This window comes from Pseudomonas sp. IPO3747 (assembly GCF_013385245.1).
Lineage (GTDB): Bacteria > Pseudomonadota > Gammaproteobacteria > Pseudomonadales > Pseudomonadaceae > Aquipseudomonas > Aquipseudomonas edaphica.
Genome location: NZ_JACAQL010000022.1, coordinates 436,649 through 454,239 on the forward strand (window position 1 = coordinate 436,649; position 17,591 = coordinate 454,239).

11 protein-coding genes are annotated in these 17,591 nt (G+C 59.4%); 8 read left to right on the forward strand and 3 right to left on the reverse strand.

All coding sequences use genetic code 11. The annotated features are described in order from the left end of the window. Window positions 1-26 precede the first annotated feature (26 nt). Complete coding sequence (locus HX790_RS23455) at window positions 27-938, reverse strand: LysR family transcriptional regulator (protein WP_176992252.1); 912 nt, start codon at window positions 936-938, stop codon at window positions 27-29. A gap of 114 nt (window positions 939-1,052) precedes the next feature. On the opposite strand from HX790_RS23455, the gene HX790_RS23460 reads away from it, so the two are divergent. The 4 genes from HX790_RS23460 to HX790_RS23475 all read left to right on the forward strand — a co-directional run bounded on the left by HX790_RS23460 (window position 1,053) and on the right by HX790_RS23475 (window position 8,360). Then, the gene (locus tag HX790_RS23460; RefSeq protein WP_176992253.1) at window positions 1,053-2,258 is read left to right on the forward strand and encodes an MFS transporter; all 1,206 of its coding nucleotides are present in this window, start codon (window positions 1,053-1,055) and stop codon (window positions 2,256-2,258) included. A 253-nt stretch (window positions 2,259-2,511) separates the two neighbouring features. Then, window positions 2,512-3,753: a multidrug efflux RND transporter periplasmic adaptor subunit MexE gene (mexE, locus tag HX790_RS23465; RefSeq protein WP_176992254.1), complete on the forward strand. Its 1,242-nt coding sequence runs from the start codon at window positions 2,512-2,514 to the stop codon at window positions 3,751-3,753. A 15-nt stretch (window positions 3,754-3,768) separates the two neighbouring features. After that, window positions 3,769-6,948, forward strand: a complete 3,180-nt coding sequence (locus tag HX790_RS23470; protein ID WP_017135542.1) for an efflux RND transporter permease subunit — start codon at window positions 3,769-3,771, stop codon at window positions 6,946-6,948. Beyond that, window positions 6,945-8,360, forward strand: coding sequence for an efflux transporter outer membrane subunit (locus tag HX790_RS23475; RefSeq protein ID WP_099549834.1), 1,416 nt, complete (start codon window positions 6,945-6,947; stop codon window positions 8,358-8,360). Before HX790_RS23470 ends, HX790_RS23475 begins: the two co-directional genes overlap by 4 nt. Before the next feature lie 216 nt (window positions 8,361-8,576). Here the strand turns inward: HX790_RS23475 and HX790_RS23480 are convergent, their stop codons facing one another. Together HX790_RS23480 and HX790_RS23485 are read right to left on the reverse strand one after the other, a co-directional pair. After that, window positions 8,577-12,002, reverse strand: coding sequence for a hypothetical protein (locus tag HX790_RS23480; RefSeq protein WP_176992255.1), 3,426 nt, complete (start codon window positions 12,000-12,002; stop codon window positions 8,577-8,579). A gap of 131 nt (window positions 12,003-12,133) precedes the next feature. Beyond that, on the reverse strand, window positions 12,134-13,153 hold the full coding sequence (locus HX790_RS23485) for an AraC family transcriptional regulator (protein ID WP_017135539.1): 1,020 nt from the start codon (window positions 13,151-13,153) through the stop codon (window positions 12,134-12,136). Between the two features lie 167 nt (window positions 13,154-13,320). Here HX790_RS23485 and efeU point away from each other — a divergent pair, with 167 nt between their 5' ends. From efeU to efeO (HX790_RS23505), 4 genes are read left to right on the forward strand one after another with little or no spacing between them, the layout of a single operon-like run. Further along, window positions 13,321-14,166 (forward strand): iron uptake transporter permease EfeU, encoded by an 846-nt coding sequence (gene efeU / locus HX790_RS23490; RefSeq protein ID WP_099549836.1) that lies wholly within the window; start codon window positions 13,321-13,323, stop codon window positions 14,164-14,166. A gap of 10 nt (window positions 14,167-14,176) precedes the next feature. Next, entirely contained in the window at window positions 14,177-15,379 is a 1,203-nt protein-coding gene (gene efeO, locus HX790_RS23495) for an iron uptake system protein EfeO (RefSeq protein WP_176992256.1), read from the forward strand. A 14-nt stretch (window positions 15,380-15,393) separates the two neighbouring features. Continuing rightward, complete coding sequence (gene efeB / locus HX790_RS23500; RefSeq protein WP_017135536.1) at window positions 15,394-16,698, forward strand: iron uptake transporter deferrochelatase/peroxidase subunit; 1,305 nt, start codon at window positions 15,394-15,396, stop codon at window positions 16,696-16,698. A 25-nt stretch (window positions 16,699-16,723) separates the two neighbouring features. Then, entirely contained in the window at window positions 16,724-17,542 is an 819-nt protein-coding gene (gene efeO / locus HX790_RS23505) for an iron uptake system protein EfeO (RefSeq protein ID WP_017135535.1), read from the forward strand. Window positions 17,543-17,591 lie beyond the last annotated feature (49 nt).

The following is a 17,591-nucleotide window of genomic DNA, read 5'->3' on the forward strand; positions in this document are numbered from 1 at the left end:
AAATTTGTTCGGAAAATCAAGGAGTTTCACTCAACCGCGCCCAACCCTGCAACCAGCACCTCCACCACCGCACGCACCTTGGGCAGCGCGTGGCGGCTTTTGATCCAGGCCACACTGATGCCCATCCCTTCACTTGCCCATTGCGGCAAGACTTGCACCAGCGACCCGTCCTGCAAGTGTTGCTCAATCAGCCACGACGGCAGTTGTGCAATACCGCAGCCGGCCAGCGCAGCCATCTTCAGGCCGTTGCCATGGCCGATCACCAGTTGCGGCTGCACGTGGCTGTGCAGTGTCGCGCCATGTTCGCCGGCGTGCTGCCAGTGGCTGACGCGACCATCGACCCAGCCGTAGGCAATGCACTGATGCTGTTCAAGGTCACGCTCGGACTGTGGCGTGCCGTGGCGAGTGAGATACGCAGGGGACGCACATAAAACATGCCACTCTCGGGTAAGTAACTGGTGCCCTACCGTCTCCGGCCAGGCCGGGTCGTCGCCGATGTGCACGACGATATCCACGCCTTCCTTGAACGGATCGACAAAGCCATCAGAGAAGGAGATGTGCGGGGTCAGCAATGGATGAGTGTTCAGCCACGGCAGCAGGATCGGCAGCACCTGCGCCTGGCCAAAGGCGCCGGGCAGGTCAATGCGCACACGCCCGCGCAGTTCGGTGTTTTCAGCCTGCAATGCCCATTCGGCTTCTTCCAGGTCGGTTAATACGCCGGTGCAGGTGCGCAGGTAGGCAACGCCGGCATCGGTCAGCGACAACCTGCGCGTGGTGCGTTGGAACAGTCGGGCACCCAGACGGGCTTCCAGGCGCGCAATGCTTTTACTCACGGCCGAGGCGGTCAGGTTCATTTTCCCGGCGGTCGCCGTAAAGCTGCCGTACTGCGCGACACAGACGAATACATCGATGCCCTTCAGGCGCTCTGAAGAAAACATGCACAGCCCTTATTCATGAATTGAGTTCCTGTGTCTGGATAAAAACCATCCTAAATCAGAACTCGGTTCAAAGGTAAGCTGCTTGTACTCTGATAAATGGACTCTGAGGCTCGAATGCTGGCCACGCTGAAAAACTACCCCGCCACCCTCAACCTGCTATTGAGCGCCTCGCTGATACTGACGCTCGCCCGCGCAATCACCCTGCCCTACCTGGTCATCTATTTGTCGAGCCACTTTGGCTTGAGCATCGCCGATATCGGCTTGGTGATCGGCAGCACACTGATCATTGGCTCGCTGCTGAGCCTGTATGGCGGCTTTCTGGTGGATCGGATGAGCAGTTACCGGCTTATCCTGCTCTTCTGCGGTGTGTTCACGCTGGGCTTTCTCGGCGCCCCTATCGCGCCTGCGCTCTGGCTGTTTTACCTGTGCCTGGTGTTGGTGAACCTGGCGTATGCGGTGATTGATATCGCGGTAAAAGCCGGGTTTGGCAGCCTGCTCCCCGTTGAGCAGCGCAGTGAAGCGTTTTCGATCAAATACACGCTGACCAATATCGGTTATGCCGTCGGGCCGTTCCTGGGCGCGGGGTTGGCCGCCGTGGATGCCAGCCTGCCGTTTCTGATGTCAGCCGGGCTGGGTGCCGGGTTCTTGTTTATTTACTTCGTGTGGGGCGACAGGCGTTTGGAGACGGCCCAAGCAAACCAGCCACCCGTAGCGTTCCTGGCGGTCGCCACACTGCTGCTGCGCGATTACCGCCTGGTGTGCTTTACCCTCGGCGGACTTCTCAGTGCCGTGGTATTCGGCCAGTTCACGGCCTACCTCTCGCAGTACCTGATCGTCACCACTACACCTCAGGAGACCTACCGGATCATCAGCACAATCGTGGCCACCAATGCCCTGACAGTTATCAGCTTGCAATACAGCCTCGGCAAACGGATTTCCCCGCGCTACCTGAGTCGGTGGCTTGCCGCTGGCCTGAGCCTGTTTATTGTCGGGCTGGGCGGGTTTGCGCTGTCGACCACGCTGCTGATGTGGGTGCTGTCGATGGCGATTTTCACCCTTGGCGAAATTATCGTGTTCCCGGCCGAATACATGTTCATCGATAACATCGCGCCCAATCACCTGCGCGGCATGTACTACGCCGCGCAGAACCTGGGCAATGTCGGCGCGGCGTTGGGGCCGGTGTTGTGTGGGTGGGTGTTGGCTACGCAGCCGGCGTACAGCATGTTTTATATGTTGGTGGTTTTTGTTGTGGCGGGCGGGTTGATGTACTTTTTGGGAGGGCTGACTGCTAGTAAGCGTGGCAGCCTGACGCCACCGTGAGACGGTTGAAGGAGTGAATTCATCTTGTTGCGAGGCAACGACAGCGGGTTGTGAGCCTCGTTCCTTGCACGCTACGCAATACACCTTTGTCATCACGCCCATTGATAGCTCCCTAACGAAAACGCCATTCTAGAGGGCTCGCCTCTCGCTTATATCATTCCGAATGATAGTTACCTTTGTTTCATTCGATTCGTGACATAGCACCTCGCCGCGCATGATCCGCCCATCTCAAATACATTGGCGGATGCACCTCATGGAACAGTCACTCAAACACTTGCGCTTCCCCTTGGCGATTTTGGCCGTGGTGGTGATGAGCGCCTGCGGTAAGACCCCGGATCAAGCGGCCGCCATGCCCCCCGCGAAAATCAGTGTGGCCAAGGTGCTGGAACAGCCGGTCAACGAGTGGGATGAATTCACCGGTCGCCTGGAAGCCCCGGAAACCGTGCAAATTCGTCCGCGCGTGTCCGGCCAGATCGACCAGGTGGCCTTCACCGAAGGCGCTCTGGTGAAGAAAGGCGACCTGCTGTTCCAGATCGACCCGCGCCCGTTCCAGGCTGAGGTGCGCCGCCTCGAAGCCCAACTGGCACAAACCAAAGCCGCCGCCAGCCGCAGCGATAACGAAGCGCAACGCGGCGAGCGTCTGCGTCAGAGCAATGCGATCTCCGCCGAACTGGCTGACTCGCGCACCACCGCCGCCCAGGAAGCTCGCGCCGCTGTCGCCGGGATCCAGGCGCAGTTGGACCTGGCCAAGCTGAACCTGAGTTTCACCCGCGTGACCTCGCCGATCAGTGGCCGCGTCAGCCGTGCTGAAATCACCGCCGGCAACCTGGTGACCGCCGACACCACGCCGCTGACCAGCGTGGTCTCTACCGACAAGGTTTACGCCTACTTCGACGCCGACGAGCGCGTGTACCTCAAATACACCGAGCTGGCTCGTGAAGGCCGCCGTGGCGCGACCACTCCTGTGTACCTGGGCCTGTCCAACGAAACCGGCAACCCGCACCTGGGCCAGATGAACTTCGTCGACAACCAGGTCAACCCGGCCACTGGCACCATCCGTGGTCGCGCCGTGTTCGATAACAGCAAGGGCGAATACACCCCGGGCCTGTATGCCCGCTTGAAGTTGGTCGGCAGCGGCACCTACTCCGCCGTGCTGATCAACGACGAAGCGGTGGGCACCGACCTTGGCAAGAAGTTCGTGCTGGTGATGGACGGCGACAAGCCGGCTTATCGCTCGGTGGAACTGGGGCCGAAGATCGAAGGCCTGCGCATCGTGCGCAGCGGTTTGAACAAGGACGACACCATCGTCGTGAAGGGCTTGCAGCGCATTCGTCCGGGTTCGCCGGTTGCGCCGGAAACGATCCCGATGGCCAGCAAGGAAACCCTCGCCGCCTTGGCACAACAACGACAAGCGCTTGAAGCCAGCAACCTGGAACAAGTGGCGCCGGATAAAGCCGCGCCCAAGCTCGCAGCCGTCGCGACTCCACGCGGTTAAGGGATACAACTCAAGATGAATTTTTCCAAGTTCTTCATTTCGCGGCCGATCTTCGCAGCGGTGCTGTCGCTGTTGATTTTGATCGCCGGTGCGATCTCGCTGTTCCAACTGCCGATCAGCGAATACCCGGAAGTGGTGCCGCCCACCGTGGTGGTACGTGCCAACTTCCCGGGCGCCAACCCCAAAGTCATCGGTGAAACCGTGGCCGCTCCGTTGGAGCAAGCCATTACCGGCGTCGAGAACATGCTGTACATGTCCTCGCAGTCGACTGCCGATGGCAAGCTGACCCTGACCATCACCTTCGCCCTGGGCACCGACCTGGATAACGCGCAGGTGCAGGTGCAGAACCGTGTGACGCGCACGCAGCCCAAGCTGCCTGAGGAAGTGACGCGCATCGGTATTACGGTCGACAAGGCTTCCCCTGACCTGACCATGGTTGTGCACTTGACCTCGCCGGACAAGCGTTACGACATGCTCTACCTGTCCAACTATGCCTTGCTCAACGTAAAGGATGAGTTGGCGCGTCTGGGCGGTGTGGGTGACGTGCAGTTGTTCGGCATGGGCGACTACTCCCTGCGTGTTTGGCTGGACCCGAACAAAACCGCTTCGCGCAACCTGACCGCCACCGATGTGGTCAACGCGATTCGTGAGCAGAACCGTCAAGTGGCCGCCGGTGCCCTGGGTGCGCAACCTGCACCGAATGCCACCAGCTTCCAGTTGTCGGTGAACACTCAGGGCCGCCTGGTGACGGAGGAGGAGTTCGAGAACATCATTATCCGCTCCGGCGCCAACGGTGAAATCACCCGCCTTAAAGACATTGCACGGGTAGAGCTGGGTTCCAGCCAGTATGCGCTGCGCTCGTTGCTCAACAACCAGCCGGCGGTGGCGATCCCGATCTTCCAGCGCCCAGGTTCCAACGCCATCGAGATCTCCAACGAAGTACGCGCCAAGATGGCGGAGCTGAAAAAGAGCTTCCCGGAAGGCATGGATTTCAGCATCGTCTATGACCCTACCATCTTCGTGCGTGGCTCTATTGAGGCGGTGGTTCACACCCTGTTCGAAGCACTGATTCTGGTGGTGCTGGTGGTGATCCTGTTCCTGCAAACCTGGCGCGCCTCGATTATTCCATTGGTGGCGGTGCCGGTATCGTTGATCGGTACCTTTGCGGTGATGCACTTGTTTGGCTTCTCGCTCAACGCACTGTCGCTGTTCGGCCTGGTACTGGCCATCGGTATCGTGGTGGACGACGCCATCGTGGTGGTGGAGAACGTCGAGCGAAATATCGAGTTGGGACTCGAACCGTTCCCGGCCACCGAAAAGGCCATGAGCGAAGTAACCGGCCCGATCATCGCGACCGCGTTGGTGCTGTGTGCGGTGTTCATTCCAGCGGCCTTTATCAGCGGCTTGACCGGTCAGTTCTATAAGCAGTTCGCGTTGACCATTGCCATTTCCACGGTGATCTCGGCATTCAACTCGCTGACCTTGTCCCCTGCCCTGGCCGCCGTGTTGCTGCGCAGCCATGACGCGCCGAAGGATCGCTTCTCCAAGGTGCTCGACAAGCTGTTGGGTGGCTGGTTGTTCCGCCCATTCAACCGCTTCTTCGAGAAAGCCAGCCATGGGTATGTGGGCACCGTACGCCGGGTGATTCGCGGCAGTGGTATCGCGCTGTTCCTGTACGCCGGCCTGATGGTCCTGACCTGGCTGGGCTTTGCCCACACGCCAACCGGTTTCGTACCGGCCCAGGACAAGCAGTACCTGGTGGCTTTTGCGCAATTGCCGGACGCCGCGAGCCTGGACCGTACCGAAGACGTGATCAAGCGCATGTCTGACATCGCGCTGAAACAACCCGGCGTGGAAGCCGCTGTCGCCTTCCCGGGCCTGTCGATCAACGGCTTCACCAACAGTCCGAACAGCGGCATCGTGTTCGTGACCTTGAAGCCCTTCGATGAGCGTAAAGACCCGAGCATGTCCGCTGGCGCAATTGCCGGTGCATTGAACGGCAAATACAGCAGCATCGAGGAAGCCTACATGGCGATCTTCCCACCGCCGCCGGTACAGGGCCTGGGTACGATCGGCGGGTTCCGCCTGCAAATCGAAGACCGTGGCAACCTGGGTTACGACGAGCTGTACAAGGAAGTGCAGAACATCATCACCAAGAGCCGTACCACGCCTGAATTGTTCGGCCTGTTCACCAGCTACACGGTCAACGTACCGCAGGTCGATGCTGCCATCGACCGCGAAAAAGCCAAGACCCATGGCGTGGCGATCAGCGACATCTTCGACACCCTGCAGATCTACCTGGGTTCGTTGTATGCCAACGACTTCAACCGCTTTGGCCGTACTTACCAGGTCAACGTGCAGGCAGACCAGCAGTTCCGCCTGGATGAAGACCAGATCGGCCAGCTGAAAGTGCGTAACAACAAGGGCGAGATGATCCCTCTGGCGACCTTTATCAAGGTCAGCGACACCTCGGGGCCGGACCGCGTGATGCACTACAACGGCTTTATCACCGCCGAAATCAACGGCAACGCCGCACCGGGCTACAGCTCCGGCCAGGCTCAGGCGGCGATTGAGAAACTGCTCAAAGATGAATTGCCCAACGGCATGACCTACGAGTGGACCGACCTGACCTATCAGCAAATCCTCTCGGGCAATACCGCGCTGTTCGTGTTCCCGCTCTGCGTACTGCTGGCGTTCCTGGTGCTCGCCGCCCAATACGAAAGCTGGAGCCTGCCACTGGCGGTGATCCTGATCGTACCGATGACCCTGCTGTCGGCCATCACCGGGGTGATTATCTCCGGTGGCGACAACAACATCTTCACCCAGATCGGCCTGATCGTATTGGTGGGCCTGGCGTGTAAGAACGCGATTCTGATCGTCGAGTTTGCCAAGGATAAACAGCAGGAAGGTCTCGATCCGCTGGCCGCGGTACTGGAAGCTTGCCGCTTGCGTCTGCGGCCGATCCTGATGACCTCGTTCGCCTTCATCATGGGTGTGGTGCCCCTGGTGTTGTCCAGCGGTGCCGGTGCCGAGATGCGTCATGCCATGGGTGTGGCGGTGTTCTCCGGGATGATCGGGGTGACCTTCTTCGGTCTGTTGCTGACCCCAGTGTTCTACGTCCTGATCCGTCGTTATGTGGAGCGCGGCGAAGCACGCAAAGCGGCCAAGGCCTTGAAGCTGGAGACACAGCAATGAGCGTGAAAGTATTTTTGCCGAGCTTGCTGGTACTGGCGCTGAGCGCCTGTGCCGTAGGCCCGGACTACAAAACCGAAAAATTGGAGGCGGCCAATATCACGGCCGCCGCCGACACCAAAAGCTATGACCACGCCAAGTACGAAGGCATCTGGTGGCAGCAGTTCGAGGACCCGACCCTCAACCAACTGGTCACCCAGTCGTTGAGCGGTAACCGCGACCTGCGTGTGGCGTTCGCCCGTCTGCGGGCGGCACGCGCCATCCGTGATGACGTGGCCACCGACATCATGCCGGTCGTCACCTCTCGCGCCAGCAGCGACGTGGGCAAAGGCCAGATCCCGGGCCAGACCACGAAACGCGTCAACAGTGAGCGCTACGACCTGGGCCTGGACATGGCCTGGGAAGTCGACTTGTTCGGCCGCATCCGCCGCAACCTGGAAGCCAGCGATGCGGACCAACAGGTCGCCGAAGCCGACCTGTACCAACTGCAAGTCACCATGATTGCCGAACTGGTAGACGCCTACGGCCAACTGCGCGGCGCTCAATTGCGTGAACGCATTGCTCTGGACAACCTGAAGAACCAGCAGGAATCGCGCACCATTACCGTGAGCCTGCGTGATGCCGGTGTGGGCGATCAGCTCGATGTAGAACGCGCCGACGCACGCCTGGCCGCCGTTGAAGCCAGCGTGCCGCAACTGCAAGCCGAGCAAGTGCGCGAGCGTAACCGCATCGCCACCCTCCTCGGCCAGCGCCCCGACAAGCTGAGCGTGGACCTGAGCCCCAAAGACCTGCCGGCGATTGCCAAGGCCTTGCCGATCGGCGACCCCGGCCAGTTGCTGCAACGTCGCCCGGACATTCTCAGCGCCGAACGCAAACTGGCCGCCGCCACCGCGCGTATCGGCGTGGCCAAGGCCGACCTGTTCCCACGGGTCAGCCTCAGCGGCTTCCTCGGCTTTACCGCCGGGCGTGGTTCGCAGATCGGTTCGGCTGCCGCCAATGCCTGGTCCCTTGGCCCTAGCATCACCTGGGCCGCCTTTGACCTGGGCAGCGTGCGTGCACGGTTGCGCGGTGCGAATGCCGAAGCCGATGGCGCCCTGGCGACCTATGAGCAGCAAGTGTTGCTGGCGTTGGAAGAATCGGAGAATGCCTTCAGTGATTACGGCAAACGCCAGCAGCGCCTGGTCTCGCTGATTCGTCAAAGTGAATCCAGCCGCGCTGCCGCAGACCTCGCCGCGATTCGTTATCGCGAAGGCACCGTGGACTTCCTGGTGCTGCTCGATGCGCAGCGTGAGCGCTTGGCGGCTGAAGACTCCCAGGCCCAGGCCGAAGTGGACTTGTATCGCGGCATCGTCGCGATCTACAAGGCCCTGGGCGGTGGCTGGCAGCCGGACACGGTCGTCGCCAGCAGCAAGTGATGTAACGAGCTCCTTTGGTTGGTCGCATCCAGCCAATTTTTAGCCCTGCGGCTCATTCGGTCGCGGGGCTTTTTTTTGCTGATGATTTGAGGTGAGGCTTTCAGCTCGGTCGTGCAGGAGGGCGACAGTTGTCGGGGCGCGCGCAGAGTCGGGGTCAAACCAGCGAGAGATGAGCATCCCTGCTCGAAACAACAGTGGTTACGTTTTAGAAACGATTCAGCCTTCAGACGCCTTGGGCGGTGATTGCTGGGCAAAATCTATCGTGCCGTTAACCGTATTTGGCAATCCGATGTTTCCCACTAAGTTAGTGACTTCTTTGCCCGTACGCTCGCGTGGCGATAGCCTGATTAATGTCGCGGTTTTTTTGCTACCACACACCAGTTTTCTGAAATCAGAGAGTCCTTTCCCTAATGATTTAGGGACGTTCACCCCCACGCTTCTGACGCCCATTGCGGTGAGACGAAACAAGGATTTCGCCGTGCCGGCCACTGCCCCCGGTAGATTAAACATCGACAGCACTGCTTTACCCGCAACGGCTAACTTGGCAGCTATCGACCCTGCCTTTGCGACCGCGCTGACGGCACTGGCGGCCACAAACAGAGCACCTACAATTTCCAAGCCCAGCCCAATAGCGCCCACGGCAACACGACGGCGATCGCCTGAGGCGAGCTCTTCGATATTGCCTTTGAACGGAATCAGGGTATTGATGACGAAATTATCAATAGCATCCAAACGCTGCTGAACGGCTTCGTTATACGTCGTGCCTGCAGCTTGCTTCATCAGCAGCAAGGGGTCGACGAGCAAATTTTCCAGTTGCAGGGCTCTAAGAATTTCAGCCGTTCGTGTCGATGAATAGGTATTGGGCAAGCCCGCTGAAGCGTCCTGACGCTTAGGCGGCGCGGGAAAGTGCGCGACGACCTCAATATCAACCGGCAGTGTCGGGCTTAGACGCCGGCGCATGATTTTCCCGAAGGAATCGGTACCCGAATCACTCATAAACGTCATGGCGTCGACCAGTTCCGGGCGTTCTGCGTAGCGGTTACAGCCGGGGAGAAACTCATAACACTTGGCGCCCGACGCATCTCTGAGAAATAGAACAGGCCCGATTTTTTGCTGAGCCTCTTCTTGATTGAGGTCGCCCTCTTGAGTCGAAGCGCCATAGACGGTGACTTCGCCAGACTCTAACCTTCGCCTGTCTTCAACAGGCAATTCGCTCATCAGCATTTTCGTGGCAATGCCCTGATAGGTTGCCAAGCTTGTAATTCCCTGCACGACGGGCAATAGAAACACGCTTTCGATCGGCTTCAACTTTACAAGTTGATTCTTCAATGCCTCGAACGCGGTTTTATCTGAAGGGTTGATAAAGTTCCATTCTTTCGTGCTTATATTTTCAGCCGTCAACTCGCCTGACAAGTATAAATCCTTGATTGAACAAGGCCCCGCTGCAAGCCCAAGGACAGTGGTATCAGGTTTCCACGCGTTGATGGCTGAGTTCGCAATGTTGCTCAAGGGTACAGCGTTAACAACTGAAGAACTGGGCTTGAACAGTACCGTCCTTTTACTAAAGAACTCACTCTGGCCAGGGCAAACACGCTCCAATTCCTGTTCACCTACATGCGTGCGGGCTTTAAGTAATGAGCTGGCCTTATCAAGGCTGGCGGCCACTAGCCCACTGTCCTCCACGCGCTTGTTGTAAGCAATTGCCGCGGCATTCAGCGCTGTGGGTGAGTAATCATCCTCCTCGGTCACGAGCCCCTGGGCCAAGGCCCAATCGTATATCGGTCCGGCACAGTGCATTGCTTCCAATTGTTCGTGTTCAGGCGAGACCGGCCTCAGTAAGGCACGAGAGCCAAGTTGTTCTACACTCATCAGCCGCGAACTGCCTTGAGATGCCATTTCCGCCAGTGCCGTGTGGACGCGCAGGCTGACCAGTGGCAACGTCCCCACACGTACAGTATCCGCGCCCTTCACCAGAAACTCGGGGGCGACGGTCGACAACAATGCATGCGTGACCAGTATCGCTTGATCGAGGGGCAGTTGTTTTTCTCTGGCCAGGTGTTGTTCAAGCTCAGTACGCACCTCGAACAGGGTTTTTCCTGCGTTTGATGCCGAGTACAGGTTGTAGCCGCCGATATGATTGCGCTGCGTACCCAGCGTTGGATCTATGATCAGCAGATCACGGGTAAGGATCAGCTGTTTGCGATAGCTTGGCGAAGCCTTCCCGCGCACCTCTGCCCCGTCGTCTTTAAGTGCAGCAAGAATGGGCTCACAGCGCCTCAGTCCTGCACCTTGAGTCAACGCTTGGCTAATGAGTTCGTCGGCATTCTGGCGGATGGATACCGGGCTCTGGCCTGCCCAGGGTTTGGGTGAGCAATCAAGCAGTGTCAACTGTGGGGGTATGTTGTTGCCGGGTGCTGAGCGGCGGACTCTGATACGTTGCCCCTCGGTCAGGGAATCAGGTGATTGCTGATCTTCCAGAAAATTACGGGCATAGCTGCCAAGTGGTGGTTCTGGTGGTAGCGGGTTGAGTTTCCAATTCATAATGTTGCGCAAGTCGCTGGCAGTCATGACGGCCGGTAATTCGCTCGACGTTGCATAGCGCAGCAATTGCCATACATCGCCGATTGAATGTGATCTGATTATTTTTCCAGTTGCTTCCGATTGCTGAATGGCACTGTCGAGCAGTTGCGCGAGCGTGGGATGGGCCAGAACTTGCTCCGTCACGTTGCGCCACGGTCCAGATGTGCCGTTGGCGCTGACCATAAACTGCCCATTCTCCAGCCGAACCTGGGCATTCACGCCTGTGCGGTTTGCGCTCAAGATGGGTGCCATCAGAGGATCGCGCATCAAGCGCTTCACTATTCTGAGCCCCGAGCGATTGGCAATCCCAAGTGACGACCCCGGTGCAATGTCCTGGGAAATCGCTCTGAGGTCGATGTCCTCGTTGTCTGGTTTGTCCTTGAGCTTACTGAGCAGCGTATTTATCAATGCGCTTTCATTTTCTACATCCATGAACTCACGCTCTGCCAGCTTGCGCATTTCAGGCGACCGCAGGGGGTCTTCCTCAACAGGCTTTACCGGAAAACCGGTGGCTTTGAGAGCGTCGGCATCGGTACTGTTGATGGGCCAGCGAACGCCGTAGAACGCCGCAATCTCAGCGGGCAAAAGCCTGGTTCCGGGGTTGCTCAGGCCATTTGCTTGCGGATCAAGCATGGCAGCACTGGCAATCACCTGCCGTCCGATCGGCCACCAACCGCTGCCATCAGACGGGGTAAATGTAGTGATTTTACCGGTATCTTGCGCTTGTACCGTCAGGGTGGACCCCACTATGTGAAACCTAGGCATCACGAAATTTTGCGCCCTTACCCAAGCCTGCAGGGACGGCGCGTTCCACGCGTCAACAAAGTGGCCCATCCATTTGCCAATCGACGTCTCTGGCGACAAATCTTGAAAGCGCCATTCGTCTTGGTGCCCGCTACTCAGCAGGGTGGCCAGTTCAGCGTCAGCTTCAGCGGTTGGTTTAACGGCAACCGCCAGCTTGTCGGTTTGGCCGGTTGACGTCGCCAGGTTCAGCTCACCGGGTGACGGATTTGATTGGTGTGAGAGCGCACTGTTGCCTGTATCAACACGGGATAAGCTCATTAGACGTACTCCAGAGAAAGGAGCCTAATAATCTGAGAGCCGCCCCTTCGAAACGGATCGGCTTATTCTGAAGCGCAGTGCAGCAAGTGTATGTACACATTACCTCCTGCTAATCAACGCATGAGCCTGCGTCACAAAGACGGCAACGCGTCACTCAGAATCAGGCTGCGGTAGTGCCCTGGGTTTGAGCCGGACCATTTGCGGAAGGCTTTGTAGAATGAGCTGACATCAGCAAAACCAAGGCGCACGGCAATTTCAACAAAACTGATATCGGCCTCGGCAAGCCAGACAATCGCCAGTTCCTTGCGCACGCTATCCTTGAGCCCCTGATAAGTCTGCCCTTCATCTGCCAGGCGGCGACGCAAGGTTGACGCCGATATACACAGGTTGGCCGCCAAGCCTTCGGTTTCGGGCCAGGTATTGGCAGGCATATGGCGCAGATCATTTTTGATGCGATTGGCCAGGCTCGCCGGGTCGCGGTACTTGACCAGTATGTTGGCCGGCGCATGCGCCAGGAACCGCTTGAGTTCTTCCGGGCTACGCTTGATCGGCAGGTCGAGACAGTCGGCAGAAAAGATCATGCGCGTGCGTGGCCGATCAAAGCGCAGGTTGTCGGAGAACATCACGCGGTAGTCATCACAGAATTGCGGCTGCGGGCAACGCAGCTCAATGGCGAGTATCGGGATACGCCGACCCGCCAGCCAACAGGCCACGCCGTGGACGATCATCCAATAGGTGAAATAGGTAAACGCGCGTTTGGGTTCGGGTTCGAGCAAGACGATTTCTGCCAGGCTCTGTTGGCGCACCAGCTGTGCAGGCATCTGCTCGAACATCAGCGACAAAAAACCCAGGCCGGTTTCCAGGCCGGCATCCAGGCTCGGTTGCGCCATCGCGGCGCGGCACAGGAACGCCAGGCTGCCAGACTTGAGTTGGCGCGGGTCCATGCCAAAAAACTCATCGTCCATGCGCCGCGCCAGCAAGCGCCACAGGCGTGCGTAGGCCGTGGCGGGCACGCGAGCGTCGGGCTGCTCGAGCAGCGCCGGGTCTATTCCGACCTTGCTCAAGGCTTCAACCGTGGCCGTGCCGGGCGCGCAGCTCTGCAGCAAGGCTTCGCGCACAAGATGGATAGAGATGGTGTCTTTTTCCGCCATGGGAATCGGGCTATTCAATGCTGCAAAAGATGGGATGCATCATAAGGGCGGTTGCGATTCGCCACCACCGTTCAGCCGCAGTTCAGCAAAGGTCAATATTGGCTGTTTAGTAATGAGTATCATTATGTTACAAATTAGCATCCTATCCAGCCTTGATGCGGTGCCGAATGCTCGTTCCCTTTCTAATCATGCTGCGCGAAGGCATTGAAGCCGCATTGATCGTTGGCATTATTGCCAGTTACCTGCAACAGACCGGCCGTGGCCAGTGGATGCCCGCCGTGTGGATCGGCGTGTTCCTGGCCGCTGCGTTGGCCCTGCTGGTAGGTGGCGGCCTGGAACTGGTCAGTGCGGAGTTCCCGCAGAAACAACAGGAATTGTTCGAAGGTATCGTCGGCTTGGTAGCCGTCGGCATCCTCAGCTCCATGGTGTTCTGGATGCGCAAGGTGGCGCGCTCCATCAAGCATTCCCTGCACGAATCCCTGGATCATGCACTGGCCGGCTCCAAGCACCAAGTCATCGCGCTGATCGCCATGGTGTTCTTTGCCGTGGCCCGTGAAGGTCTGGAAACCGTGTTCTTCCTGCTCGCCGTGTTCCAGCAAAGCGAAGGTCCGGGCGCCCCGATTGGCGCCCTGCTCGGCTTGATCCTGGCGATTATCGTCGGCTTCCTGATCTACACCGGCAGCATGCGCCTGAACCTCGGCGCGTTTTTCCGCTGGACCGGCCTGTTCATCCTGGTGGTGGCCGCCGGCATTCTTGCCAACTCGGTGCAGGCGCTGCATGAAGCCGGGGTGTGGAACCACCTGCAAACCGTGTTGTTCGACTTCAGCGCCGTGCTGCCGATGGACAGCCCGTTGGGTTCGGTGCTCGCCGGGATGTTCGGCTACCAGGAAGCGCCGACCGTGAGCACCCTGGGTGCCTATCTGATTTATCTGGTGGTGGCGCTGGTGATGTTCTTCCTGCCCTCGGCCCCTGCCAAGCCTGTCGCCAAACCTTCTTCCGTTTCCAGCCATTAAGGACCGTCTCTTGTCCAACCCAACCCTTCAACCGGCACCGCCGTCGCGCGCCCTGCGCTGGGCAGTGGCCGGCTCGGTGGTGGTGATGATCGCCGCCGGTGCGCTGTTTTATTACGCCGCGCAATTGGCTGCCGCCAAGCGTCAGACCAACCACAATGAAATCGCCGTGACGATTCACGCTCACGCTTGCGAGCCGAATGAAATCAGCGTGCCCGCCGGGCGCGCGAGTTTTCGCATCATCAACCGCTCCGACCGCGCGGTGGAATGGGAAATCCTCGACGGCGTGCTGGTGATTGAAGAACGCGAAAATATCGCGCCGGGCCTAAGCCAGGTGATCAACGCCAACCTGTTGCCCGGCGACTATGCGATCACCTGCGGCTTGCTGAGCAACCCGCGCGGCACGCTGCATGTGACCCCGACCGCCGAGTCCAATGCCCAGGCCAAGGCCAAACCGTCGATGGTGGCCTTTATCGGCCCGCTGTCGGAGTTCCGGGTGTACCTGAGCGGCCAAGGCAGTGCACTGGTCAAGGCCGTGACCGCGATGCAGCAAGCCATTGCCGCCGGTGACCTGGCCCAGGCGCAAGCGCTGTATGTGCCGGCACGTGAAGCGTATCAGCGCCTGGCTCCCGCCGCGCAACGTCTGGCCGAGCTGGACAACGCGATCAACGCCCGCGCCGATTACTTCGAAAAACGCGAGCAAGACCCTGCGTTCAGCGGCTTCCACCGCCTCGAATACAGCCTGTTCCAGCAGCGCAGCCTCGATGGCCTCGGCCCGATCGCCGAGCGCCTGGTCACTGACGTCACCACCCTCAAGCAACAGCTGCTTGCGCAATCACTGCCGCCGGAACAACTGGTCAGCATTGTGGTGCGCAACCTCAACAGCCTGGCGGATGTGCGTGCCGCCAGCGGTGAAGAGGAACGCTACAGCCATATCGACTTGAACGGTTTTGCCGCCAACCTGGTGGCCGCCCGCAAGGTGGTCGACCTGATGCGCCCATTGCTGACCAAATCGGCGGCGGACCTGTTGCCAAAAATCGACAGCGCGCTCGATGCCTTCGATGCCCAACTCAACAGTTTTAAAGTCGACGGCCAGTACAGCCGCTACGACAGCGTCACGGCCGATCAGCGCAAGCAGATCGCCGACAAGGCCAAGGCTCTGGCCGTTGCACTCGATGGAATCGACCCCGCCCTTGGCCTTTCCGGCCTGCAGTGAAGACGACCTAATAGATGAGTGATTCAGAACAGTTTTCCGCGCAACGTCGCCGCGTCCTGTTGGGCATGGCCGCCACCGGTGCCGCGATTGCCGGCAGCACCCTGACCTGCCCGGCCATGGCCGCCGCAGCCGAGCAAGTCACCACCGCACCACGCAGTGACAAGACCCAGGACCACCACGACTTTTTCGGCCAGCACCAGACCGGCATCGTCACCCCGCGCCCGGCCTGCGGCATGCTCGTCGCCTTCGACGTGCTGGCCAGCGATCGCGAAGACCTGGAGCGCCTGTTCCGCACCTTGAATGAGCGCATTGCGTTTCTGATGACCGGCGGCACCGTGCCGCAAGTCGACCCGAAACTGCCGCCCACCGACTCCGGGATCCTCGGCCCGGTGGTCACGCCGGATAACCTGACCATCACCGTCTCGGTCGGCGAATCGCTGTTCGATGAGCGCTTCGGCCTGGCGGCAGCCAAACCCAAGCGCCTGAGCCGCATGGTCGGCTTCCCCAACGATGCGCTGGAACCCGCGCAGTGTCACGGCGACCTGAGCCTGCAATTCAGCTCGAACACCCCGGACACCAACATCCACGCCCTGCGCGACATCGTGAAGAACCTGCCCGACCTGCTGCTGGTGCGCTGGAAACAGGAAGGCAGCGTACCGCCCCAGGCACCGGCCAAACCCGGTGAACCGGCGCAGAGCGCACGCAACTTCCTCGGTTTCCGTGACGGCTCGGCCAACCCGAACTCCAACGATGCCAAGGCGATGGACCAGATCGTCTGGGTGCAGCCCGGCAGCGACGAACCGGCGTGGGCCGCCCACGGCAGCTACCAGGCCGTGCGCATCATCCGCAACTTCGTCGAGCGTTGGGACCGCACGCCGCTGCAGGAACAGGAAAGCATCATCGGCCGTATCAAACCGACTGGCGCGCCCATGGATGGCGACAAAGAAACCCAAGTACCTGACTACAGCAAAGACCCGCAAGGCAAGTTGACCAAGCTCGATGCGCACATCCGCCTGGCCAACCCGCGCACCCCGCAGACACAGGCCAACCTGATCCTGCGTCGGCCGTTCAACTACTCCAACGGCGTCAACAAAAACGGTCAGCTGGACATGGGGCTGTTGTTCATCTGCTACCAGGCTGACCTGGAGAAAGGCTTTATCAGTGTGCAAACCCGGCTCAACGGCGAGCCCCTGGAGGAATACCTCAAGCCGGTTGGCGGCGGGTACTTCTTCACCTTGCCTGGGGTGACGGGGCCTAAGGACTTCCTTGGCCGCACGCTGCTCGCTGCAACGCACTCTCAAACCACTGCCAAGACCTAAAACAAACCCAGAGCGGAAAAGCCCCATGAAGAAGTCGACTATCGCGTTGTCGTTGCTAATGACCCTTTCACCGTTGGCAGCCTTCGCCGCCACCGCGCCTCTGGACCTGGTAGGCCCGGTGTCGGACTACAAGATCTACGTCACCGAAGAAATCGGCGAATTGGTCACCCAGACCAAGGCGTTCACCGATGCCATCAACAAAGGCGACCTGGCCACTGCGCAGAAGCTCTACGCACCGACCCGCGTGCACTATGAGTCCATCGAGCCGATCGCCGAGCTGTTCAGCGACCTCGACGCTTCGATCGACTCGCGTGTTGACGACCACGAGAAAGGCGTGACCGCTGAAGACTTCACCGGTTTCCACCGCATCGAATACGTGCTGTTCTCCGAAAAGACCACCAAAGGTCTGGAAGCGCTGACCGCCAAACTCAACACCGACGTCAACGACCTCAAAACCCGCGTGGATGGCCTGACCTTCCCGCCGGAAAAAGTCGTCGGCGGCGCAGCAGCACTGTTGGAAGAAGTGGCTGCCACCAAGATCTCCGGTGAAGAAGACCGTTACAGCCACACCGACCTGTATGACTTCCAGGGCAACATCGACGGCGCGAAGAAAATCGTCGACCTGTTCCGTGGCCAGATCGAGAAGCAGGACAAAGTCTTCCTGGCCAAAGTCGACAAGAACTTTGCCGCCGTGGACAAGATCCTGGCCAAGTACAAAACCAAGGACGGCGGTTATGAGACCTACGACAAGGTCAAGGAAACCGACCGCAAGGCCCTGGTGGGCCCGGTCAACACCTTGGCTGAGGACCTGTCGACCTTGCGCGGCAAGTTGGGTCTGAACTGATTAAAAGCCCCGAGCCATGCATTCATACCGCAAGGCACGGCTCGGGGCC